Source organism: Noviherbaspirillum sp., assembly GCF_035944575.1.
Taxonomy (GTDB): Bacteria; Pseudomonadota; Gammaproteobacteria; order Burkholderiales; family Burkholderiaceae_D; genus Noviherbaspirillum.
In genome coordinates this window covers 1-21,886 of the sequence record NZ_DASZBA010000140.1, presented here as the reverse complement: position 1 = coordinate 21,886, position 21,886 = coordinate 1, and the positions used below count along the sequence as shown (strand labels likewise).

The following is a 21,886-nucleotide window of genomic DNA, read 5'->3' as shown; positions in this document are numbered from 1 at the left end:
GTCAATGCAGGCTCTGCCCCGGTGTCGTGCTGATGATGGTGGTATCGGAGATCACGGTGGTGGTCCTGGTGCCTGTCGTTGGCGTCGTGCTTCCCGTAGTGCGGCTGCCCGATCCATCGCTGGTGACATTCTTGACTTCACGCTGCGCCGCCTGTGCGACACGCTGGGCCGAATCCTTCAGGCTGTCAGCCTTCGTGCGCACGGTTTCCTTGACGGTGTCCAGCAGCTGGTCCCGCTTGCTTCCCATCAGCTGGTCTTCGCGGCGCGTGTTCGGCAATGACGCGCCGAGCATGGTGCCGATCGCAACGCCGAGAATACCGAGCATGAGCGGCTGTTCGTCGATCATGCGGTCAAACCCGTCCCGGGCGCGATAGTATTGCTGCCGGGATTTCTGGGTCAGCTTGCCGCTGCTCGAACCGGTGCTGCTGGTCGAACCGGACAATTTGCCGCGAGCCCGGCTTGCCATCGACGATGTGCTGTCGCTGACACGGTGCCCGAGTTCACTGACCTTATTCATCAGACCACGGCCTTTTTCACCAACCTTGCTCATCGCCCCGCCCGTTGTGCCTTCCGGAGAACCGACCGCAGCCGAACTGGACACGTAGTCCACATCGTAGACAGTCGGATCGAACTCCAGGTCCTGGCGGTCGCGGGCCTGCCGGCGCACACGCGTCACGCCATCCGATTTCCTGCCCTGCACGAACATCGATGCGATGCTGAGACCGAACAAGATGAGCGGGATCGGGTTCTTGCGGACCGTGTCGCCCAGGAAGGTACCGAAATTGTCCGGCAGGTTCGTGCGTGCATAGTGAACCGCCCGGTCCATTACCTGCGTGGGAGCCAGCTTGTTCTGAATCGCATCGATAGTCGAGCTGACCTCGGCGCGCGTACGCTCGATGTCGTGTTCGATCTCTTCAGGGCGGCGCGTATCTTGGCGGATATCTTCATTTTCTTTCATTGCGCTTTCTCCTTGACTAAGCCCTTATCCCTGCGAAGCGAGTCCATGGTCCGGTGCGGCATCAGGTTGTCCGGTTTCAGTTTGGCGGTGCCGCCCCTGAGCATCAGGTACCCGATGACTGCGAAGACGAGGCCCACAAGCAGCGGCGCAAGCCATGGCGCCACTTCCTGCGGAAGCAGCATCTCGACGCCCTTCACCACGGCTTGCAGGATGATGAACAAGCCCGCCAGAGCCACCGCGGCGCCGATGGCAACCGCGGTGATCGCCGTTGTCGCGGTCGAGACTTTTTGCGACATTTCCGCGCGCGCCAGCGCAATCTCCTGGCGAACCAGGTCGACCATTTCATGCGTCAGGTCCGAAAAAAGCGCCGGCAGCGACTTGCCGTTCTTATCGGTTTCCATACGTGTTACCTCCGGTTGATCCACTGGTGGACGATGGCGTTGTACCGGTACCGGTGGTATCGATGCCGCTGGCGCCCTTCTTGGTGCTCGTGGAGCTGCCGGTGGAACCGGTGAGGCTGGTGTTGCCGGCGCCTGTCGCGCTTGGTGCGGTACCGGCGGCGGAAGTGGCCGTGCCCGGGGTGCCGTCGCCGGTCATGCCGGTGACGGGATCGCTGCCGACGCCGGTTGCGGAGAGTTCCGTTGCGGAAAGGATGTCGTCATACGACTGCGTGCTGGTACCCGTGCCGCCGGATGCCTGGCTGGTGGAACCGTATCCGGTCGTGTCGTAGCCGGTGGAATCATAGCTGGACTCGTAACGATTCTGGGCCGAGCTTTTCAGGAAACGCGCCAGCAGCAGGCCGGCGATGACCGATCCGGCGAAGAACACGCCTGGCGAACGGCGGCCCAGATCCTCGGCGTCACGCAGCAGCGCATCGAGATCCTTGTTGCGCAGGCCTTCGCTGAGCGACTCGATCCGGTCGGCTGCCATGCTGACGTAGCGGCCTGCTTCCGGACGCCCTTCGTCCTGCAGGCGATCGGCCGTGCTGCGGATTGCCTGTGCAACCGATTCGACTTGCGTCACCGCTGTGGTCTTCTGCTGCTCGAACAGGGTGCGGCCCTGTTCCTTCGCGCGTCCGGCGAGGTCCTTGGCATAACCCTTGGCTTCGCTGGCCACACGACCGGTTTTATCCTTCAGCGCATCGGTTGCCGATGATTGCTGACCGGTGCCCTGGGAGGTAGAGCCCAGATTGTCGGAAGTGGCTCCGAACCCTGTTGTCGAGTTCGTGCGTCCAGTATCTTGATCTGCCATTGTCATCACTCCTTGAAATTGTTGGTAATGAAAGTCTGTTCTGCGAAGAACGTTTCCGCGGTATTGATAGTTGTTTGAAATGCAAATCGTTAATTAGTTCGCATGATTACCGAATTGCTTGACGAAGGACGACTATGTGACGTTTTTATAGGCAGATGGGCCCCGCTGCGTGATGTGCGACGAACCGGCGGAGTAAAAAAGCTGCCGTGAAAACGGGCACGGGACCGGGAAAATTCGGTACGGACCAGAAAGCGATTCGTCTCGAACGCCACTGCGCGTGCAATCGTTATGCCACCACATCAGGAGCAATCCACCAGGACAGTTTCACCCGGCATCGGCAGCGCACTATCAAATGCAGCGACGTTCTTGCAGTCCGGTCAACCGGCTCTTTTGCCATCGCCAACTTCTGCATTTTCTTGCCTAAATATCGACGACTTGGAGTACGGGCAGGGTGTACCATGCGCGTTTTTCCACGGAGAATGTTTCGATGAGCAATGACAATCTGTTCGTGATTTTGCTGGGCATTGGCGCGATGGGCGCAATCATCTACTGGATTGCCTACCAGACCGGACGCCTGCATGGTTTTCGCCACGGCCTTGAAAAAGGAAGCACGCTGACGTCGCGCGTGCAGCATCTCAAGGGGATGTCGGACGGCTATGTGATGGCGCTGCAGCACACGCCCGGGCAACGCAATGAATACATGAATAACGTGTTGTTGAGGATGGGCTCGATCACGCCTGCGGATATCGAAGCGGATCGCCGGCGACGACGTCAGTTGCAGGATTGAGGATCGGTTCGGCCGGTTATCGGGCGTGCGGGTACGGTACGGGAAAGTTGCTTGCTGAGATGGTGAACGCCTGGAAGATTTCAGACAATCCTTGCAAGGACGTACGCCACGATATGCGCAATGCCATGCGCAAGCATTGCGGACTCGATTCCGCCGCGCCAGTAAACAATGCCGAACAAGACTCCGAACATGGCATTGGCAAGAACCACAAACGCCACGAGGTTTCCGTCCATCTGCATTGTCTGCGCCGCAACCGCAGGCAGGTGCCCCACTCCGAACAGGATCGCACTTGCAACGATTGCGATCCATATCCATCGGGCCTGGACGGTGCCCGTTCCACCCTGCCCGAACCGCCATCCAAGCCATGCGATCAAGGTCATCGCGCCCCACCGCAGCAACACCTCTTCCGTGATGCCGCCATACAGAACCCGTGCATATAGAGGAAGCCCCGGACCGGACTGCAACGCCTTGAACGCCGCCGGCCCATGGGCGGCGGCAACGTAAAGCAGCACACCACCCGCAAAGCCCGCAGTGCATCCCCACAGCAGTGCTGTCTTCACATTGGTCCGCCATTGCACGCTGTTTGCCGGGAGGCTGAGCACAGGCGCGCCAAGGCCGACCGTGCGTGCCAGCCTTGCACCGATCCAGCAGGCCAGCGCCAGTATCAGTGCGCTTTGCAGGATGCTGGCGGCGACCAGTATCCATGCCGGAGGCAGATTCTCCCTGCCTTGCAGAAGCGGCGGCACCATTTCCATGGCAACGGCGAATACGCCGGGCATGCCGAGGCACCACAACAGGATACCGATGCGGCGCAATTGAAGGGATGAAGAGAGAGTCATTGCGGCGAGACAAGTTGTTGGCGGGGTTATTGTAGCCTCGGCAACGCGGACCGGTCGCACCCCGGCCCGCTGTCCGACTGTCATTACGGCAGTGCGACATTCACCCCGGTCGGCGCCACATAGGATTCCTGCGTCATCAGATCGACGCCGCACTCCAGCGTTTCGATCCAGTCGAGGAATCGGCCGATCATGGCTTTTCCCTTTAGCGGTGCACCGTGTTGCGGCACGATCCATTCGGGGTCCAGCTTCCGCACCATCCGCACCCAGTAACGGCAAACCTTGTTCGACACCATGTAGCGGGCGTGAAAGCCGCGCATGTATGCCAGATGCTGGTCGAAATCGCCCACCGGCCGGGCGGCGAGATGCCCCGGCAGGAGCGACGCCCCCATGTCACCTGAAAACAGGATGCGGCTGACCGGATCGTAGAACTGATGATTGCCTTCGGAATGCAGGAAATGCGCCGGGATGATCTGGAAGTTCGTTCCGCCGACAGGCAACAGCGTGCCCTCATCGGGAATGGCGACAATGCGCCCCTCGGTTTTACCCATCGGACAAAAATGCGGCACGAAGCGCGCCCAGATGCGGGAAATCAGCAGCTTGGTATCCGATCCGCTGAGCCAGCGCGGCAGCGACGCGATGATGTCCGGATCAGCGTGCGAAGCAAATACATATTCGAGCTGCTTGGGCGGGAAATAGCGGCTCATCGCCAGGAAGAGCTCGTTGTAGGTCATGACGCCGCCCGGATCGAGCAGGATGCCGTTGCCGCCGTTGATGATCAGGAATTGATTGGATTGCACCGAATTGCCGTCGCCGTCTTCGACGAGATCCGGAAACATCAGGCAAACATGGTCGCCGTTATTGAAAAGTTCGATCGCCATCGCACATACCTTATGAAAAGATGCGGCACAGTCTATCGATATTGCTTTTTGGAAAACCGAACCCAGATCAAAATTTCATTCATTGCCGGTCCACAGGACCAGACCGGCGGCACGCTCTGCAGATTTCATTTAAATACTGCAATATGCCGGTAGTCGTTGCGACCCAGCGCCGTTTCATACCTGCATTGGCACTTACTTCTTTGCAAACCACAAACATCACATGACAAGCTTATTTGACCCGATCAAGATCGGCGACCTTGAACTTCCCAATCGCATTTTCATGGCGCCGCTGACCCGCTCGCGCGCCGTCGGCGGTCGCGTACCGAATGCGCTGATGCGCGAATACTATGTGCAGCGCGCCTCCGCCGGACTCATCCTCAGCGAAGCGACCGCGGTGACGCCGATGGGCGTGGGCTATGCCGATACGCCAGGCATCTGGTCCGACGCGCAGGTCGCTGGCTGGAAGGACATTACCGATGCGGTACATGCGGCAGGCGGCCACATCTTTTTGCAGCTTTGGCATGTCGGCCGTATTTCCGACCCGGTGTTTCTCGATGGCCAGTTGCCGGTCGCGCCGAGCGCGATCGCGGCCGGTGGCCATGTCAGCCTGGTCCGCCCGAAACGCGCCTACGTGACCCCGAGGGCGCTTGAACTGGAAGAAATCGCCGGCATCGTCGAGGCTTACCGCAAGGGCGCCGAGAATGCGAAGGCCGCCGGTTTCGACGGCGTGGAAATTCATGGCGCGAATGGTTATCTGCTCGACCAGTTCCTGCAGGACAGCACCAACCATCGCACCGATGCCTATGGCGGATCGATCGATAACCGGGCGCGGCTGATGCTGGAAGTCACCGATGCCTGCATCTCGGTATGGGGCGCGTCACGCGTCGGCATGCACCTCGCCCCGCGCGGCGATGCACACACGATGGGCGACTCCAACCCCGCGGCAACCTTCGGCTACGTCGCCCGGGAACTGGGCAGGCGTGGCATCGCCTTCATCTGCGCGCGCGAGTCGCTTGGCGAAAACCGCCTTGGCCCGGAACTGAAGAAGGCATTCGGCGGCATCTATATCGCCAATGAAAAGATGACCAAAGCCACGGGCGAGCAATTGCTGGCAGCGGGCGAAGCCGATGCGGTGGCTTACGGAAAATTGTTCATTGCGAACCCGGATCTGCCGAAGCGCTTCGCGCTGGATGCGCCGTTGAACGAGCCTCGTCCCGAAACCTTTTATCATCCGAGCCAGGAAGGCTATATCGACTATCCGGCGCTCGCAGCCTGAGCGGTTGTGGACAGCGGCGCCTCACCCGTCGAGGTGGCCGCTGTCTTTCAGCTTCCTGTCGGTGAGGTACTCGCGCAACACCAGCGACAACACCAGCACCACGATGAACAGCAGGCCCGCGGTGATCGATATCTTGATGAAGAGGGCGGCGTCAAGCGGCATAAACCAGAGCTGAACCAATGCAAGCACGACCCATGCGACAGCGATCAGGCAGCAGAGGATGACGCCGACTTTCATGCATCCCTTTCCATGACGACAAGGTAGGCCTCGCGTTTCCAGAGCAACAGCATGCGACGGATATCTTTTTCCATCGTGACGACACGCCAGCCTTCACGCGCGTTCTTGTTCAGGAATTCACTGAATCGCACCGGATCGACCTTGGACGCCCCGAGCACCAGCGAACCCAGCATGCCTTCCTGATAAATCACGACCTTGTATTGTTTCATCCCCGCTCCTCGTTAAATTGATGTGGCCGTTTTGCCAACTGCCGCAGTGTAACAGCGTCCTGCTTCACCTTTACTTAAGTTAGCCACAGGAATTTTTGTTTTTTCGCAGGAACATTGCGACACGGAACCTGTCTATCCGCCAGTCAATCCTTGGAGCAATATTCATGAGCAAAATTCGAGTGGGCGATACGGTTGCCTTCCGCCGCGATCTGGCACGCAGATGCGCATCGAAAGGCGTGAGCGATTTTCGCGCGACCGTCACCGCGGTTACGGACGGCTGGGTTTTCATGACCGGGCGCTGCGGCACCAGCAAGGTGATGCCGGCATCCGACCTGAGCAAGGTTGCGCACAACGGCGTCATCCTGGAATTGGTGTGACCGATTGATTCGGAACCCTGCGCGGCTTCAGATTAGCCAGGGTTTTACCGCTCTATTTATCGCTTCCTGAAGCCGTCCGGCTTCATACAATGGGGCAAAGAGGAATTTCCGGCAACATCCATTCTGTTGTGGCGGCCGGAGGCAACAACATCGCGAGCCGTCCCCCGGCGTCCGCATCCATCCCCCCTTCGTCACCCCAAGGGCGCTGCCTGGCAGCGCCTCTTACAACTAAAGATCGTATGAATATCTCTGAACTCAAAGTTGGGACCCGCCTTGCCGTGGGCTTAACCGCCGTCCTCGTTATCCTGACTGCCATCGTCGGCGTGGCGTTGCTGAGGGTGCAATCGCTGGACCGGAATATCAGTGCGATCGTGGACCAGGCGATGATGAAGGAGCGTCTGTTTTCGGAATGGGCGGCGAACACCAACCTCAACGGTGCCCGCACGATTTCGGTGGCGGAGTCGAACGACCCGAAGCGGGAGAAGCAATTGCAGGAGAGGATCAAGCAAACCAGCGCGCGCATCTCGGAAATCCAGAAGAAACTCGATGCGGTGGAAAAGGATGCGGAAGAAAAGCAGCTTCTCGACCAGGTCGGCGCCAAGCGGAAGATCTATATCCAGGCCCGCGACGAAGTATTCAAGGAGAAAGCCGTCAATGAGGAAAATGCGCGGACACTGGTGATCTCCAGGCTCGAGCCGGCGCTGGAAGACTATATCGCTACGATCAGCAAACTGAGCTTATATCAGGCGTCAATGATTGCAAGCTGGACAACCGAGACCACCACGCTGGCGCGCAATACGCAATGGCTGGTAGGCGTGCTCGGCGGCCTGGGTCTGCTGCTCGGCGCCGTCATATCGATCGTGATTGCGACCAGCATCCGCAGGCAATTGGGCGGCGAACCCGCCTATGCCGCCACCGTCGCCAACATGATTGCCCATGGCGACCTCACCAGCCGCATCGACCTCCACAATGCCGGCAGCGACAGCCTGATGCACGCGATGAAAGCCATGCAGGATCAGCTCGCCGCCCTGGTGGAACGCGTGCGCGGCGGCACCGAGATGATCGCCACCGCGTCAAGCCAGATCAGCAGCGGCAACCAGGACCTTTCCGAACGCACCGAGCAGCAGGCGAGCATGCTGCAGGAAACCGCATCCTCCATGGAAGAGCTGACGTCGACGGTGCAGCAGAATGCGGACAATGCGCGGCAGGCGAATCAGCTCGCGGCATCGGCGTCGTCGGTCGCCCAGCGCGGCGGCGAGGCGGTCGGCCAGGTGATCGACACCATGGCCTCCATCAGCGAATCGGCGCGCCGGATCGTCGACATCATCGGCGTGATCGACGGCATCGCATTTCAAACCAACATCCTGGCGCTGAACGCCGCCGTCGAAGCGGCACGGGCCGGCGAACAGGGGCGCGGCTTTGCGGTAGTGGCAACGGAAGTGCGTAACCTGGCGCAGCGCTCCGCCGCAGCCGCCAAGGAAATCAAGGCATTGATCGGTGAATCGGTGGAGAAGGTCGATGCCGGCAGCGCACTGGTGGAACGCGCCGGCAGCACGATGGACGAGATCGTCGAGAGCGTGCGCCGGGTCGCGGACATCATGGGAGAGATTACCGCGGCGAGCCAGGAACAAAGCAGCGGCATCCAGCAGGTAAACCAGGCCATCGGCCTGATGGACCAGGTCACGCAGCAGAACGCGGCCCTGGTGGAACAGGCTGCCGCAGCCGCCGAAGCAATGCGCGATCAGGCCGGCGGCCTGGCGCAGGCGGTCAACGTGTTCAAGGTCGACCGCCGGGGATAGCGGACCGGTGCTACTTCGGCATCACCTCGATCGTGATTTCCTTGCTGGCGATGTAATACGGCACATGCTTGTGATCGGCGAACAGCAGGCGCAGCGTATGCTTGCCCGGGGGCAGATCGAGAATCGCTTCGGTTTCGCCCTTGCCGTAGTGCTTGTAGCGCTGGTTCAGGTATTCCTCCGGCTTATCGAAGGGAATCGGCTTTTTGATATCGGCCGGCATCGGCATGTCGATCAGGATATGGTGATGGCCGGTGCCTTCGATCTTGCCTGCCGCAACCGGCGCCACACCCATGCCGGTGATGGAAAACGCCACCCGGAACGGCGAACGGACCTTGTCGCCATCCTTGATGTTGACGAAGTAGGCCACTTTTTCCGCGATCGGAAAAGGCCGCGTGCGGTCCAGTGCACTGATGCTGCTGATGACGGATTCGGTATTGAGGGTTGTTTCCGGTGATTTCAACGGCGCGGACGCCTTGACTGCCTGCGGCGCCTTCGCCGGTTCGGCCGCCAGGGTCGCCGTACAGACGGCGCTGCACGCAATAGCCGCCAGTCCCTGTCTCCATGCGGTTTGTTCGATCATTTACCTGTTCTCCCCCTGCCAAGTTTGCATGTGTATTGCTGTTTGAACTTGCCAAGAGAATAACCGGTTTGCCGATTCTTGTTGCACGCAAAAAAACACCGGGCGTCGCATTGTTGTTCCGCCCGGTGCCGCAGGTGACCGCGATGTCTGGCTTTTCAGGGTTTCAGCACCACCTTGATGCACTCGTCCTGCTTGTTCTTGAAGAGGTCGTAGCCGTGCGGCGCTTCGTCCAGCGGCAGCGTGTGCGTGATGATGCAGGTCGTGTCGAAGTCGCCGTTGCGGATGCGCTCCAGCAGCGGATGCAGGTAGCGCTGCACATGCGTCTGCCCGGTCTTGATGGTCAGCGAACGGTTCATCACCGAACCGATCGGGAATTTGTCGATGAAGCCGCCATATACGCCCGGGATCGATACATGACCGCCGTTGCGGCAGGCCATCAGCGCCTCCCGCAATACGATCGGGCGGTCGGATTCCAGACGTACCGCCTGCTTCATCCGGTCGTAGGCCGCCACCGGGCCGAGTCCATGCGCTTCCATGCCGACCGCGTCGATGCAGGCGTCCGGGCCGCGTCCGCCGGTCATCTGCTTCAGCGCTTCCAGCACGCTGACTTCTTCATAGTCGAGCGTTTCCGCCTTGAGCTGGCGTGCCAGCCGCAGGCGCTCCGGGAACCGGTCGATGGCAATCACCCGTTCCGCGCCCAGCAGGAAGGCACTCTGGATGGCAAACAAGCCCACCGGCCCGCAACCCCAGATCGCCACTACGTCGCCCTGCCTGATGTTGCAGTTTTCCGCCGCCATCCAGCCGGTCGGCAGAATATCGGACAAAAACAGCACCTGCTCGTCCGTCATGCCGTCGGGGACCTTGATCGGTCCGACGTCGGCAAACGGCACGCGCGCATACTCGGCCTGCCCGCCGGCATAGCCGCCCGTGAGGTGCGAATAGCCAAAAATCCCGGCTGTCGAATGGCCCCACATTTTTTCCGCCATCCAGGCATTCGGGTTCGAGTTTTCGCACACCGAATACAGCTTCTCCGAACAGAAATAGCAGTTGCCGCAAGCGATCGGGAAGGGCACGACCACGCGGTCGCCGATCTTCAGATTCTTGACTTCGCCGCCGAGAGCGACGATTTCTCCCATGAATTCATGTCCGAGGATGTCGCCTTTCTCCATCGTCGGCACGAAGCCATCCACGAGATGCAGGTCCGAGCCGCAGATCGCGGTCGAGGTGATCTTCACGATGGCATCACGCGGGTTAAGGATTTCAGGGTCGGGTACGTTCTGAATCCGCACATCGTTCTTGCCCATCCAGCAATTCGCTTTCATCCCGGCTCCCCTTTTCGGAAGATCAGGCGGCTCACCATGCTGCGCGGACCCGACGGCTGGCCGACGCTGGTCGGGATCTCGCCGGTTTCGATCAGCCACTTGAAGCGGCGCAAGTCGTCGTCGATCTGCTGTGCCGGCTCCTCGCCCAGCACCTTTGCCACCAGTGCACCCATCTTGCCGGCCGGCGGGCTGTATTGCAGATCCACATGGACGACAGTGCCGCGGTCGCCGGGGGCGCGCTCGAAACTGACGGTGCCGGCGTTATCGACATCGGCATCGGCGACCGAACGCCAGGCCAGCAATTGTCCCGGCTGGTCGATGGTCACTTCCGCATCCCATTCGACGCTGGCACCGAGCGGCGCCTTGGCTTTCCAGTGCGAACGATTCCCTTCCAGCACGCGGACTTCCTCCAGATGCTTCATGAAGCGCGGGAAATTGTCGAACTGGCGCCAGAACCGATAGCATTCGTCGGCCGGCTTGTTGACGGTGATCGACTTCTGCACATGAACGGTGTTGCGGGTATTTTGCAGCGCGCTCGTCGGCGCGCTGTAGATTTGCGTCTGCTGCACGCTCGACAGGATATCCAGTGCCGCGATCCCGGCCACGGCGGCGCACGCGAGCGCGACCTTGTTGCGTTCGTCGGCGCCGGAGCGGCGTACCGCCATGCCCAGCATCGTTAGATTGATCGCATCGCCGGCGACCCGGCTCCACAGCCAGTTGGTCGGCTCCCTCTGAGTCAGGATGCCGACGCCGCTGGCGATCTCGCGCAGCCCGAGAGCACGGAACAGCATCGGCCGGTCGGCCACGCCGATGGTACGCGACATCGTCCGCGGCGCCAGCAGGTGCACCACGCCGAGACCGACACTCAGCCAGCCAAGTGCTTTCGCCAGCTGCTGGCTCCGGTCTGCGCCGACTGTCCTGTATTGCTGCGGCGTGCCGTAGTGCGGAATGGGGCGGGAATCGTTGAACTGGGAAAGGGGATGGAGATGCCGCGAGACTTCCGGCAGTCCCGTGCCCGATAATTGACTTTGCATAGTTTTCCTCCGTTGCGCTAGCCGTGCCTTATTGCATGCGTTTGGGCTAACGGATGATTACGCTGATCCGACCGGCCCGACGCTGCAGACGGTCAATAAAAAAAGTTAGTCAAAATATATGGGACGGTAGTTCCCCGCTATTTCCCGGCTATTTTGGGAAGGCAAGAAACAGGAACGGCGCCGTGAGGACGCGGCGCCGCGAGATGGGTAAAAGGCGGTGTTACTGCGAAGCGATTTCCGCAACCTTGCCTTCACGCGTGATGGTTGTTACTTTTTCGAATTGTTCCCAGGGCAGCTCGGTTGCTTCCACCTTCGGGATGTCCTTGTAGTGTTCAAGGCCTTCGCTGATGTACTCATCGGCATCTGTCGCGGGCACAGCGCCGGTCTCGGCAGCGGTGCCGCCTGCCTGCGCAGGTTCGGTGACGACCGGGAAGCGCCAGTACACCTTGTCCAGTTCAAGGCCGCAGCTCTTGCGGACATGATCGCGCAAGGTCATTTCGATGATGTGCGACAGGCGGAAGCGCTTCATCGGTTCCGATTCGATGACCGCCGTATAACGGCCGTTGCCGCCCAGGCAGGCGCTGTCGACGCTGACGCTTACACCGGTCTTGCTGAAGTAATCGACGATCGTGGCCTTGATGGTGGTGATATTGCGCTGTTGATGGCGGGCACGCGCCTTCTCCCGGAACAGGGCTGTTGCGATGCCGATACCGCCGGCGGCAATGATCAAAAGCAGGGACAACGTAAACGCGTCGGTCTGGAAAAGCATGTCGGATGTCCTTCATTCGCTGGCAGGCTGCAGGTGCGCGGGTGCGGGCCGTGAATTGGTAACGGCCACATCGGACAGCAACTTTAGATTGTCAGAACTGCACCGGCAATTCGATCTACGCTGCCTTTTTGCGCGGCTGGCGCGCCTTGCCCTTGGCCGGCTGTTGCACCTGCAACCGCTGCTGCAACAAGCCGAGTACGGCCGCCTCTTCCGGTTTCAATGCATGAATATCCTCGGCCAGTTCTTCACGCGCCCGTTGCTGCAACGCAGCAAGCATGGTGCCGTCGAGGTAGGCATCGATCACACCGGGGTGGACATAGCATTTGCGACAGATGCTGGGCGTGTTGCCCAGCTTTTCGGCCACGGCTTCGATCGCCCGCACGATGTTCTTTTTCGCCTGCGCTTCGGAGTCGAATTTCTGATATTCCTGCAACGCGATCGCAGCCAGCAGGGTGCCGGACCAGGTGCGGAAATCCTTGGCCGTATAGTCTTCGCCGGTCAGGTTGCGCAGGTATTCATTGACATCGGCGGAGTCGACGCTGCGCTGCACGCCGTCGTCATCGATGTACTGGAACAACTCCTGTCCCGGCAGGTCGCGGCTGCGCCGGATGATGCGTGCCAGGCGCGGATCGTGCAGCTTGATCGAGTGATGCACGCCGCTCTTGCCGCGGAAGCGGAATTCCACTTCGCTGCCGTCGATGCGTACGTGCCGGTCGCGCAGCGTCGTCAATCCGAATGATTTGTTGGTGCGCGCATATTCTTCGTTGCCCACCCGCATCATCGTCGCCTGCAACAGGAATACCACCGTCGCCAGCACCTTCTCGCGCGGCAGGCCCGGCAGCTTCAGCGCCTCTTCGACCTTCCGGCGAATCAGCGGCAACGCCTGGCCGAACTGGATCATGCGGCCGTACTTGGCTTCATCCCGCACGCTGCGCCAGCGCGGATGGTAGCGGTACTGCTTGCGCTTCTTCGCATCGCGGCCGGTGGCCTGGATATGCCCGTTTTCCCATGGACAGATCCAGACATCGGTCCATGCAGGCGGAATCACCAGCGACTTGATGCGCGCCAGCACTTTTTCGTCCCTTATCGCCTTGCCATCGGCGTCCACATACTTGAATCCATTCCGGGCCGGCAGGCGCGCAATGCCGGGCTGATGATCGCCGACATAGCGCAGGCCGACCATTTTGGCGGTTGCCGGCATGGTTTCAGAAGCGGCAACAAGCGCTTCGGTTACAGCATTGTCGGAACGAAGGGCTTCTGCATCCTTGATGTCCATGGCGGTCTGGGTTGGGGGATCGGGGATCGACGTGTCTATTGTTGCGAAAAAATTCCGGTGACCTGTTCTGCAATATCAATTCGACACATGGCTATGCAGGATGTTTCAACTTTGCGATAAGCAAGCAGGCGGTATTTGACGCCCGCGCCGCACGGCGGCTATATTGGTTCCCACATTCCTGCCGGCAATTCAAGCCGGATCGCAAAAAGCAGCCGGGAGACATGGATATGAAACGGGAACACGAGCTTTGCTTCACCGCATCCATCCACCATGCCGGCGGCATCCTGATCCACGGGGCCACCGCCGACGAGGTAGATACGTCACGCTCCCGATTGCTGGTCCATCTCCAACGGCTCGGTCTCGACCGGCACATCACGATGATCGATAACGCCGTGTCCGTCCGATTCCGGCTTGACGACACCTGCGCCAGCCACTGGGCACCCGGCTGCGACACGACCCGGTTATGCAGCACGCTTGGCCTGGATACACGCGCCAGTTGCGCCGACCTGGAACGGGAAATCCTGCTGGCAATGCTGCTCGGGCCGGTCCCGTTCGATTTTCCTTCCTATGACGAACTGCTGTCCGCCGTGCGTATCCGCAGGAATATCGTCGAAGCCGCCCGCAAGACCGCGCTGGCCTTCCATACCACGCAAGCCGAACGGCCGGTTGAATACTGGACTTACAAGCCGGGCACCGGCTTTGTACTCCTGCCGGGCAAATCGCTGATTACCGCATTGCAAAAGGCAACCCAGCCCGATGATGACGGCAGCGTCTATTCCTTCTCCTGCTATCGCGCGACCGAATATGTCATCCTGCTCGCGGTCGCCCAGGAATTGGCCTTATGCAATGCCGCCCTGCTTTCGCGCCTGCAGTGCTACTGGGAAGCGCAACCCATCATGTCCGGGCAGTTCCATGATGTTTTCCTGCATGAACACGGCTCGATGAGCGCGCCATTGCCGCTGAAGTATTACGTTCCCGGCGACCGCATCTGGTTCCGGAATCCGGACAGCCATTCCTCGGATGCCACCGGCTACGAAGGCTCCTGGGTGATGTATCTGGGCGAGGGTTTGTTCACCAATTTCTGGAAACGGGCCGAACCGTACACGCTGACGGCGAAATGTCTGGAGATTTTCCATTGGCGGCATGCGGCCCGACGCGATTCGGCGGGCGAACTGCACATCGATGAGCGAGTGGTCGAACAGCGCGTCCATGCATCCGCTGGCGACCCGGACGACGTGCAGCGGATTCTCGGCCTGATGCTGCGGTACCGGGAACCGAGCGGCGTATACCGTGACGGCGGCTGCATCGATACCACCCGGGAATATCTGCGCTGGGTGCGTCCCGGCACGGGGGATCTGGTCCTTCCGCCGTCTCACTGATCCATAGCGCACATCCTTCGACGCATCTCGATCTTGCGGCTGCGCCATACGCATTGGGCAATTCAACACTAAGCTAGAATTCGCAACGAATGCAAACGCGCCGTAACAACGTGCGCCGGCGCAATCGCTCCGTCGGCGCAGCCGGGTCAATCAACTTCAAGGATGTGCAATGAATCTGGAAAAAGTCGTTTTCGCGTTTTTCATCGTGTTTGCCGCGACACTCAATTTCGGCTTCTTCGTCGGCGATATCGACAATCCGGATCATCACAATATTTATGAATTGTTCGCCGCCATCGTGGTGAACATGATCGCCACTGTATTGAAGTTCGGCGACCGGACCCAGATCGGCGCGGTGCATCTTTCCACCAGCCTGGTTGCCGACTTGCAACTGATTGCCGCCGCGGTGACCTGGACGGTGGTAATGCATGTGACCGGTCAGGGCCTTACCCCGAGCACGACCGTCAGCATCGTTTCGCTGGCCGGGGGAGCGCTGCTTGCCAACCTCATATCGGTCACGATGCTGATCGTCGAAACGGTCATGATGCGGCGCTGAAGCGAACCGTCATGAACAGCGTCATTTTTCTGGTTCTGCGCCGGATGCGCGCACCGCTGATCGTGCTCATCGCGGTCTATGCCATCGCGGTGCTCGGCCTGACCATCGCGCCCGGGGTGAACGAAGATGGCACGCCGTCGCCGCCGCTGAGTTTCTTCCATGCCTTCTATTTCATCAGCTATACCGCCACGACGATCGGCTTCGGCGAGATACCGAAAGCATTTTCGGATGCGCAGCGGCTATGGGTCACGGTGTCGATCTACCTGACCGTGGTCGCATGGACCTACGCCATCCTTACCATGCTGACCCTGTTCCAGGACAAGGCATTCCAGCACGCGCTGGTCGCGTCCCGTTTCGCCAACCGTGTGAAGCAGATCAAGGCGCCCTTCTACCTGGTGTGCGGATGCGGAGAAACCGGCACCCTGATCTGCCGTGCACTGGACTTTCTCGGGTTTGATTTCGTGATTCTGGAAAAGGATGCGCAGCGTGTCGAGGAACTGAACCTCGAGGACTTCAAGACCAACGACCCTGCACTTGCCGCCGATGCCAGCGTCACGAGCAATCTGCTGATGGCCGGCTTCCGCCATCCTCAATGCCAGGGCGTGCTGGCGGTGACGAATGACGAAGATGCCAATCTCGCCATCGCCATCAACGCCCGATTGCTGAACCCGGCCATCCCGGTGCTGGCGCGGGTACGCACGCCGACGGTCGCCGCCAGCATGGCATCGTTCGGCACCCATCACATCGTCAATGCCTATGAACGTTTCGCCGAGTATCTTGCGCTTGCCATGTCCTCGCCGGAACGCTTCCGGCTGATCGAGATCCTGACCGGCCTGCCGGGCACGTCGCTGCCGGATGTGCATCGTCCTCCCCGCGGGCGATGGATCATCTGCGGCTATGGACACTTCGGACAATCGATCGCCCGCTACCTGTCGCTGCCCGGCATCGATTTGACGATCATCGATCCCGAAGGCGACGGGCCGGACGATTGCCGCGTGGTGGCCGGCATCGGCACCGAAGCGCATGTGCTGGAACAGGCCGGCATCATGGAAGCCGCCGGCATCGTGGCCGGCAGTCCTAACGACATCAACAATCTGTCCATCGCCATGATGGCCAGGAAGCTGAACCCTGATATCTTCGTCGTGGCGCGGCAGAATCAGGACGCCAACGATAGGCTGTTCGATACCTTCCGCGCCGATTTCAGCATGGTGCACACCCGCATCGTGGCGCAGGAGTGCATCTCGATCATCACCACCCCGCTGCTGTCTCGCTTTCTTGCGGCGGTGCGCGGCGTCGATGAAGGCTGGTGCAGGATGCTCGCCATCCGTCTCGAAAACATCTGGCACGGGCTGATGCCGGACGTATGGGATGTCGCCATCAACCAGCACGCCACGCCGGCCGCTTATGATGCCCTCAGCGGCGATCAACCATTCAATGTCGGCCTGCTCCTGCGCGACAACGCGGAGCGGGAAGACACATTGCCGGCCATCGTCCTCATGATCGAGCGCGAAGGCCAGACTGTGCTTTTACCCGACGATGCATTCCTGCTGAAACCCGGCGATGCACTCCTGATCGCCGGCCAGCACTCGGTACGCTCCATCCTGGCGCTCACCCTGAAGAACGCCAATGCCTTGCATTATGTATTGACCGGCGAGGACCGGCGCGGCGGGTGGCTGTGGCATTACCTCGCTTCCAGAAAGGGGCGGCGCGCCGCGCACCCCGGCTGATGCGATCGAAAAGCGAACAAAGAAAAAAGCCCGCTCGCCGTGACCGGCTGCGGGCTGAATCGTACCTTTGGGTGTTACCTGTCTGTTTACGGCAGGAGGAGTGAAAACTTTAGCTTCCGGTTTTACGACGCTGTCGCGGGTCCAACAATGCGGCGCACCCGTCCCGCTTTCGCTGCAATCCAGCGCAATAAAAAAGCCCGATCGGCTTTTGGCTACGGGCAATTCCCCGAGGAGACGTCAGGGAGGAGACATTTGATATGCATTCGACATGCATAGTTTGCTGACTGACTATCGGTCGAATAGTTCGGAAAAAAATCCGATACAGGCAAAAAACTGCGTTCCATGCAGAAAGCAGGCATCCTATACAATTGCCGCCAAACCATAGTGACCTGCATGAAAAGAATTTTTCCCATCGCCATTTTCCTTCTCGCTATTGCCGGATGCACCAGCGTTCCGCCTGCGCCAGCGAATCGGATCAGCGCCGACACCTTTCAGAATGAGCGCGAAGCCTCGCCCGCCGCACAGGAAGTCGCCATGTATGCCTTGATGCTGCTGAAAACGGGCTACCGCTTCGGCGGGAAGAACCCGGAAGCGGGGCTCGACTGCTCAGGCATGGTGACGTATGTATATCGGGAAGCCGTCGGGATGCCCCTGACGGGTAATGCGGCGTCCCTGGCTCGGGAAGGCCGTGAGGTGTCGATCGATCAGCTTCGCACCGGCGACCTCGTATTGTTCAATACCCTTGGCCGGCCGTTTTCCCACATCGGCATCTATCTTGGCAAGGGTGAATTCATTCACGCGCCCAACTCCAGGGGACAGGTACGCGTGGACAAACTTACCAATCGGTACTGGGCACAACGGTTCGAGATGGCGAGAACATTGCTGGACTGATTCCCAACCATATTCCCGCCGGAAAGAACATAAGGCAATACCATGCCCCTCATGTCCTTATTTCCCGGCACGCCAGAATTCTTTTCCATGGCATAGGGTCCAATTATTTTTGAAACGCAGAGATTTTCAGAAATATGGCTTTGTTCCAACCATTGCATTTCCGGGATAGCGATTGACGCATTCGACGATCCCGGCATCCCACTGGTCCGTACGAAAGTTTCTCCTCTCCCTGGTTTTTGTCTGCCTGTTGCCGGGAATCATCGGCGCAGCGGTGTTGTTCCTATATCAGTACCAGCATGGACGCACCCAGCAGGAAGAGGTCATGGTCCAGACAGCACGCGCCCTGAGTCAGGCAGTGGATAGCCGGTTGCGCAGGAGCCTTTCGCTGGGGCAGGCACTTGCCACCCATGACTCGCTGTCGGCGCGCGACTACGCCCGCTTCCACGCAAGGGCGCGCGAGCTACTGGCTTTGCCGGAAATGGGATCCAACATCGTCGTACGGGATAGCAACGGGCGGCAAATGGTCAATACCGCAGTGCCGTTCGGCGATCCCCTGCCCGTCACCGAGATGCCGGGCTCGGTGCGACGTGTGTTTGCCACCGGAGCGCCCGCCATATCCGATCTCTTCATCGGCCTTCCGCTCAAGCGTCCGATCATGAGCATCAATGTGCCGGTCACCATCAACGGCAAGGTGGACTACGTGCTTGGCGTCGGCCTGCTGCCGAAAGAATTCGACGCCATCCTGAAAGCGCAGGAGCTTCCTTCCGGCTGGGTGGCCGCGATCCTGGACAGCAGCGGCACGATCGTCGGACGCAGCCGCACACCCGAGAAATACATCGGCAACAAGGCCACACCCAGCCTGCTCGAGGCAGTGCTGAAGTCGCCTGAGGGCATCGTCAGCAGTACTACCCAGGAAGGCACCCTGGTGATGACGGCCTTCAGCCGTTCCCATACCACCGGCTGGAGCGTCGCCATCGGCATTCCAAAGAAATCCCTGGCCCAGTCCCTGATCGTTCCTCTCTACGCGCTTGCGTCGGGCATCGCCGCCTTGTTCGGCATCGGCCTGGTGCTGGCGTGGTTCATGGGGAACAGGATTGCCCGCTCGATCAAATCCCTTACCGCGCCCGCCATGGCATTGGGCAGCGGCGGCGCAGTGCGGATTCCCCGCGTGCATCTCAGGGAGGCCGCCGAGGTCGGCTTGGCCATCGCACGCGCGGCGGAATTGCTGCAGGAGCGCTCCAATGCGCTCGAAGCCCGGAAGAACGAACTGGCCCAGGCCCACACCTTATTGCGTAATGTGATCGACAGCTCGCCGGCGCTCATCTACCTCAATGACCTGGAAGGAAATCTGCTTCTGGTCAACAAGACATATGAACGACTTTTTGGTACCGGCGCTGCGAACGGAGCGGCCGGAAACCGGCAGCCCCAGCCTGCCTCTTCCCCCAAACGATTTTCGGCAGCGGCCCTGCGCGATCTATCCAGCGGCAAGATCATTCGGTCCGAGGAGGAAATGCATACCAGCGAAGGCGTGAAGTACTACGCTGTTCATCAGGCGGCGCTGCGCGACCTGGAAGGAAAAGCAACCGGCGTCTGTGCGGTGGCAGTCGATATCACGTCATTGAAAGTCGCGGAAGCACGGATTCGCGTGCTGGTGGAAACGCTTGAAAAGCGCGTGGAACAGCGAACCGATGAGCTCAACCAGGCAAATGCCCAATTGCTTAATGTGAATCGTGAATTGAAAGAGGCGAACGAACAGCTGGAAGCCTTCAGCTATTCGGTGGCGCACGACCTGCGTGCGCCGTTGCGCAGCATCCAGGGCTTTTCCGATGCACTGGCGGAGGATTACAACGACACCCTGGAGAGCACCGCGCTGAATTATCTCCAGCGCATCACGAAAGCGGCGGCGCGGCTCGAACTGCTCATCGATGATCTGCTTTCCTACAGCCGCCTGGCACGGATGGAATTGCCGCTATCGGCCGTGAGCCTGGACCGTGTCATCGGCGAAGTGATGGCGAATCTCGGCGTGCAATTACAGGAAACCGGCGCTGCGGTGGACGTCGCGCCCGAGCTCCCGTTTGTACGAGCGAATAAGGCGGCCTGCATGCAAATCTTCCAGAACCTGATGTCGAATGCGGTGAAGTTCGCCAGGCCTGGCGTGCAGCCATCCATCCGAATATGGGCGGAGACATGGCATGCCGGCTATGGCGAAACAACGTTCGCCCGCATATGGATCGAGGACAACGGAATCGGCATTCCGCGGGAACAATTGCAGCGCATTTTCAAGCCGTTCGAACGCCTGCACGGCATGAGCGAATATCCGGGCAGCGGCATCGGCCTTGCGGTGGTCGACAAGACGGTACGGCGCATGGGGGGGCGATGCGGCGTGGAGTCGGAAGTGAATGCCGGTTCGCGCTTCTGGGTGGAACTGCCGCTCGAGCAGTAATGCCGCATCGCTTCCGCACTTCGGCGGCAGTGAAAATGAACAATACACATCAGGGGCGCAGCATGGCTGAAACAAGATCTGCCGGTGTTAGAATTTGAGCCCGCTTTCGGCCACCTAGGGCGCCTCTATTCATGAAGGTCAAATCCCATCTCGTTCTGCTCGTTGCGGTCGTTCTGCTCCCGGTTGTACTTTTCTCCGCTGTCGTATTGGATTTGCTGGTATCGAAGGAACGTGCTGCGGCAATGCGGAGCATGCATGAATTGGCCAGGGCGACGGTACTGGCGGTCGACCAGGAACTCAGCCTCGGCATCGCGACCGCCCAGACGCTGGCGACGTCCGCGCTTCTGGCAAAGGAGGACTTCGCCGGATTTTACCGGCAGGCGAAAGCCGCCAATGCCGGCCGCCAGAGCAACACCACGCTGATCGACGAGGATGGCCGGCAAATCTTCAACACGATTACCGCTTTCGGCACTCCTATCGCGCCGCCAAACCCGGCATCGGAGAAGCGCACCCAGGAAGTCATGGCGGGCAATGCGGTCAGGATTTCCGGCCTGATCCGCGGCAGGGCAACCGGAAAGTTCGTCGTGGCTGTCGAGTTTCCGGTCCGGACGGCAAGCGGCAATCGCTATTTGATCGGGCAATGGATGTTCACCACCCGCCTTAATGAGCTTCTGCCCTCGGAGAATGTGCCCAAATCCTGGCTCATCTCGGTCGTGGATAAGGAAGGCGTGACGCTGGCCCGCAATCAGCGGCCGGATGACTTCGTCGGCACGCCGAGCAGCGAAAAACTGCTCAAGATTATCCTTGGCCCTGAAAAGAGCGAATTCCGCGCCTTCAATCGCGCGGGCCAGGAGATGTATGGCGTGAATGCGCGCTCCGCGCTGTCGGGCTGGACAGTGACTGTCGGCGTTCCGGTCGAGGAGATCGAACAGGGCGCGGTCCGGGCTGTCTCCCTGACGGCACTTGGACTTCTGGCGGCGATCCTCTTCGCGATCGTCGGCGCCACGCTTTTCATCCGGCGCCTTGTCCGGGCCATCAACGCCGTTGCCGTATCGGCCGAGCAACTTGGCGAAAACAGGATTCCCTCCGTATCCAATCTGGACGTGATGGAAATGAACCGTTTGCAGGTGGCGCTGCACGAGGCGGGCAGGCGCCTGCAGGCAACCGATGCTGAGCGGGTCCGGCATCTCGCGGAAGCAAACGAGGCGCGCGCGCTGGCGGAATCGCAGAACAAGGCGAAGGACCAGTTCCTGGCCATGCTGGGCCATGAGCTTCGCAATCCGCTTTCCGCCATCGCCTCC

The 21,886-nt window shown here is 60.1% G+C and carries 21 protein-coding genes and 1 pseudogene; 10 read left to right on the top strand and 12 right to left on the bottom strand.

Translation table 11 applies throughout. The annotated features are described in order from the left end of the window. Window position 1 precedes the first annotated feature (1 nt). From VGU61_RS09675 to VGU61_RS09665, 3 genes are read right to left on the bottom strand one after another with little or no spacing between them, the layout of a single operon-like run. The gene (locus tag VGU61_RS09675; protein ID WP_326858907.1) at window positions 2-958 is read right to left on the bottom strand and encodes a DUF3618 domain-containing protein; all 957 of its coding nucleotides are present in this window, start codon (window positions 956-958) and stop codon (window positions 2-4) included. Further along, on the bottom strand, window positions 955-1,359 hold the full coding sequence (locus VGU61_RS09670; RefSeq protein ID WP_326858906.1) for a phage holin family protein: 405 nt from the start codon (window positions 1,357-1,359) through the stop codon (window positions 955-957). Before VGU61_RS09670 ends, VGU61_RS09675 begins: the two co-directional genes overlap by 4 nt. Then, on the bottom strand, window positions 1,346-2,209 hold the full coding sequence (locus VGU61_RS09665; RefSeq protein ID WP_326858905.1) for a hypothetical protein: 864 nt from the start codon (window positions 2,207-2,209) through the stop codon (window positions 1,346-1,348). The genes VGU61_RS09670 and VGU61_RS09665 overlap by 14 nt, the downstream gene beginning before the upstream one ends. Window positions 2,210-2,696: 487 nt before the next feature. Here VGU61_RS09665 and VGU61_RS09660 point away from each other — a divergent pair, with 487 nt between their 5' ends. Continuing rightward, on the top strand, window positions 2,697-2,996 hold the full coding sequence (locus VGU61_RS09660; protein WP_326858904.1) for a hypothetical protein: 300 nt from the start codon (window positions 2,697-2,699) through the stop codon (window positions 2,994-2,996). 80 nt (window positions 2,997-3,076) lie between these two features. Here VGU61_RS09660 and VGU61_RS09655 read toward each other — a convergent pair whose 3' ends face one another. Both VGU61_RS09655 and VGU61_RS09650 read right to left on the bottom strand, forming a co-directional pair. After that, window positions 3,077-3,835: a CPBP family intramembrane glutamic endopeptidase gene (locus tag VGU61_RS09655; RefSeq protein ID WP_326858903.1), complete on the bottom strand. Its 759-nt coding sequence runs from the start codon at window positions 3,833-3,835 to the stop codon at window positions 3,077-3,079. Between the two features lie 83 nt (window positions 3,836-3,918). Continuing rightward, a complete protein-coding gene (locus VGU61_RS09650) occupies window positions 3,919-4,713 on the bottom strand; it encodes an MBL fold metallo-hydrolase (protein ID WP_326858902.1) in 795 nt (264 codons plus the stop codon). 220 nt (window positions 4,714-4,933) lie between these two features. Between VGU61_RS09650 and VGU61_RS09645 the strand changes: the two genes are divergently transcribed. Beyond that, window positions 4,934-5,989 carry an alkene reductase gene (locus tag VGU61_RS09645; RefSeq protein WP_326858901.1) on the top strand — a complete coding sequence of 352 codons (1,056 nt, stop codon included), beginning with the start codon at window positions 4,934-4,936 and terminating at the stop codon, window positions 5,987-5,989. A gap of 21 nt (window positions 5,990-6,010) precedes the next feature. Here the strand turns inward: VGU61_RS09645 and VGU61_RS09640 are convergent, their stop codons facing one another. Both VGU61_RS09640 and VGU61_RS09635 read right to left on the bottom strand, forming a co-directional pair. After that, the gene (locus tag VGU61_RS09640; RefSeq protein ID WP_326858900.1) at window positions 6,011-6,226 is read right to left on the bottom strand and encodes a hypothetical protein; all 216 of its coding nucleotides are present in this window, start codon (window positions 6,224-6,226) and stop codon (window positions 6,011-6,013) included. Next, window positions 6,223-6,435 (bottom strand): DUF4177 domain-containing protein, encoded by a 213-nt coding sequence (locus tag VGU61_RS09635; protein ID WP_326858899.1) that lies wholly within the window; start codon window positions 6,433-6,435, stop codon window positions 6,223-6,225. The genes VGU61_RS09640 and VGU61_RS09635 overlap by 4 nt, the downstream gene beginning before the upstream one ends. Window positions 6,436-6,599: 164 nt before the next feature. On the opposite strand from VGU61_RS09635, the gene VGU61_RS09630 reads away from it, so the two are divergent. Next, on the top strand, window positions 6,600-6,812 hold the full coding sequence (locus tag VGU61_RS09630) for a hypothetical protein (RefSeq protein ID WP_326858898.1): 213 nt from the start codon (window positions 6,600-6,602) through the stop codon (window positions 6,810-6,812). Between the two features lie 239 nt (window positions 6,813-7,051). Continuing rightward, window positions 7,052-8,611, top strand: coding sequence for a methyl-accepting chemotaxis protein (locus VGU61_RS09625; protein WP_326858897.1), 1,560 nt, complete (start codon window positions 7,052-7,054; stop codon window positions 8,609-8,611). 10 nt (window positions 8,612-8,621) lie between these two features. Here VGU61_RS09625 and VGU61_RS09620 read toward each other — a convergent pair whose 3' ends face one another. From VGU61_RS09620 to VGU61_RS09600, 5 genes are all read right to left on the bottom strand, one after another. Further along, entirely contained in the window at window positions 8,622-9,191 is a 570-nt protein-coding gene (locus VGU61_RS09620; protein ID WP_326858896.1) for a DUF4399 domain-containing protein, read from the bottom strand. 155 nt (window positions 9,192-9,346) lie between these two features. Continuing rightward, the gene (locus VGU61_RS09615; RefSeq protein WP_326858895.1) at window positions 9,347-10,513 is read right to left on the bottom strand and encodes a zinc-dependent alcohol dehydrogenase; all 1,167 of its coding nucleotides are present in this window, start codon (window positions 10,511-10,513) and stop codon (window positions 9,347-9,349) included. After that, complete coding sequence (locus tag VGU61_RS09610) at window positions 10,510-11,547, bottom strand: SRPBCC family protein (protein ID WP_326858894.1); 1,038 nt, start codon at window positions 11,545-11,547, stop codon at window positions 10,510-10,512. The genes VGU61_RS09615 and VGU61_RS09610 overlap by 4 nt, the downstream gene beginning before the upstream one ends. A gap of 220 nt (window positions 11,548-11,767) precedes the next feature. Further along, a complete protein-coding gene (locus VGU61_RS09605) occupies window positions 11,768-12,316 on the bottom strand; it encodes a hypothetical protein (protein WP_326858893.1) in 549 nt (182 codons plus the stop codon). Between the two features lie 115 nt (window positions 12,317-12,431). Next, complete coding sequence (locus tag VGU61_RS09600; RefSeq protein WP_326858922.1) at window positions 12,432-13,517, bottom strand: DNA topoisomerase IB; 1,086 nt, start codon at window positions 13,515-13,517, stop codon at window positions 12,432-12,434. A gap of 302 nt (window positions 13,518-13,819) precedes the next feature. Here VGU61_RS09600 and VGU61_RS09595 point away from each other — a divergent pair, with 302 nt between their 5' ends. From VGU61_RS09595 to VGU61_RS09570, 6 genes and pseudogenes are all read left to right on the top strand, one after another. After that, window positions 13,820-14,971, top strand: a complete 1,152-nt coding sequence (locus VGU61_RS09595) for a hypothetical protein (RefSeq protein ID WP_326858892.1) — start codon at window positions 13,820-13,822, stop codon at window positions 14,969-14,971. A 169-nt stretch (window positions 14,972-15,140) separates the two neighbouring features. Next, complete coding sequence (locus VGU61_RS09590; RefSeq protein ID WP_326858891.1) at window positions 15,141-15,524, top strand: DUF6394 family protein; 384 nt, start codon at window positions 15,141-15,143, stop codon at window positions 15,522-15,524. An 11-nt stretch (window positions 15,525-15,535) separates the two neighbouring features. Continuing rightward, on the top strand, window positions 15,536-17,251 hold the full coding sequence (locus tag VGU61_RS09585; protein ID WP_326858890.1) for a potassium channel family protein: 1,716 nt from the start codon (window positions 15,536-15,538) through the stop codon (window positions 17,249-17,251). A 393-nt stretch (window positions 17,252-17,644) separates the two neighbouring features. Further along, window positions 17,645-18,142, top strand: a complete 498-nt coding sequence (locus tag VGU61_RS09580) for a C40 family peptidase (protein ID WP_326858889.1) — start codon at window positions 17,645-17,647, stop codon at window positions 18,140-18,142. Window positions 18,143-18,314: 172 nt separating this feature from the next. Beyond that, on the top strand, window positions 18,315-20,585 hold the full coding sequence (locus VGU61_RS09575; RefSeq protein ID WP_326858888.1) for a sensor histidine kinase: 2,271 nt from the start codon (window positions 18,315-18,317) through the stop codon (window positions 20,583-20,585). Between the two features lie 131 nt (window positions 20,586-20,716). After that, window positions 20,717-21,886, top strand: a pseudogene (locus tag VGU61_RS09570) (hypothetical protein); the annotation flags it as partial.

Bases quoted from the DNA above. Each gene is read 5' to 3' on its own strand.
- VGU61_RS09675 (WP_326858907.1), bottom strand. From the start codon at position 958: ATGAAAGAAAATGAAGATATCCGCCAAGATACGCGCCGCCCTGAAGAG.
- VGU61_RS09670 (WP_326858906.1), bottom strand. From the start codon at position 1,359: ATGGAAACCGATAAGAACGGCAAGTCGCTGCCGGCGCTTTTTTCGGAC.
- VGU61_RS09665 (WP_326858905.1), bottom strand. From the start codon at position 2,209: ATGGCAGATCAAGATACTGGACGCACGAACTCGACAACAGGGTTCGGA.
- VGU61_RS09660 (WP_326858904.1), top strand. From the start codon at position 2,697: ATGAGCAATGACAATCTGTTCGTGATTTTGCTGGGCATTGGCGCGATG.
- VGU61_RS09655 (WP_326858903.1), bottom strand. From the start codon at position 3,835: ATGACTCTCTCTTCATCCCTTCAATTGCGCCGCATCGGTATCCTGTTG.
- VGU61_RS09650 (WP_326858902.1), bottom strand. From the start codon at position 4,713: ATGGCGATCGAACTTTTCAATAACGGCGACCATGTTTGCCTGATGTTT.
- VGU61_RS09645 (WP_326858901.1), top strand. From the start codon at position 4,934: ATGACAAGCTTATTTGACCCGATCAAGATCGGCGACCTTGAACTTCCC.
- VGU61_RS09640 (WP_326858900.1), bottom strand. From the start codon at position 6,226: ATGAAAGTCGGCGTCATCCTCTGCTGCCTGATCGCTGTCGCATGGGTC.
- VGU61_RS09635 (WP_326858899.1), bottom strand. From the start codon at position 6,435: ATGAAACAATACAAGGTCGTGATTTATCAGGAAGGCATGCTGGGTTCG.
- VGU61_RS09630 (WP_326858898.1), top strand. From the start codon at position 6,600: ATGAGCAAAATTCGAGTGGGCGATACGGTTGCCTTCCGCCGCGATCTG.
- VGU61_RS09625 (WP_326858897.1), top strand. From the start codon at position 7,052: ATGAATATCTCTGAACTCAAAGTTGGGACCCGCCTTGCCGTGGGCTTA.
- VGU61_RS09620 (WP_326858896.1), bottom strand. From the start codon at position 9,191: ATGATCGAACAAACCGCATGGAGACAGGGACTGGCGGCTATTGCGTGC.
- VGU61_RS09615 (WP_326858895.1), bottom strand. From the start codon at position 10,513: ATGAAAGCGAATTGCTGGATGGGCAAGAACGATGTGCGGATTCAGAAC.
- VGU61_RS09610 (WP_326858894.1), bottom strand. From the start codon at position 11,547: ATGCAAAGTCAATTATCGGGCACGGGACTGCCGGAAGTCTCGCGGCAT.
- VGU61_RS09605 (WP_326858893.1), bottom strand. From the start codon at position 12,316: ATGCTTTTCCAGACCGACGCGTTTACGTTGTCCCTGCTTTTGATCATT.
- VGU61_RS09600 (WP_326858922.1), bottom strand. From the start codon at position 13,517: ATGCCGGCAACCGCCAAAATGGTCGGCCTGCGCTATGTCGGCGATCAT.
- VGU61_RS09595 (WP_326858892.1), top strand. From the start codon at position 13,820: ATGAAACGGGAACACGAGCTTTGCTTCACCGCATCCATCCACCATGCC.
- VGU61_RS09590 (WP_326858891.1), top strand. From the start codon at position 15,141: ATGAATCTGGAAAAAGTCGTTTTCGCGTTTTTCATCGTGTTTGCCGCG.
- VGU61_RS09585 (WP_326858890.1), top strand. From the start codon at position 15,536: ATGAACAGCGTCATTTTTCTGGTTCTGCGCCGGATGCGCGCACCGCTG.
- VGU61_RS09580 (WP_326858889.1), top strand. From the start codon at position 17,645: ATGAAAAGAATTTTTCCCATCGCCATTTTCCTTCTCGCTATTGCCGGA.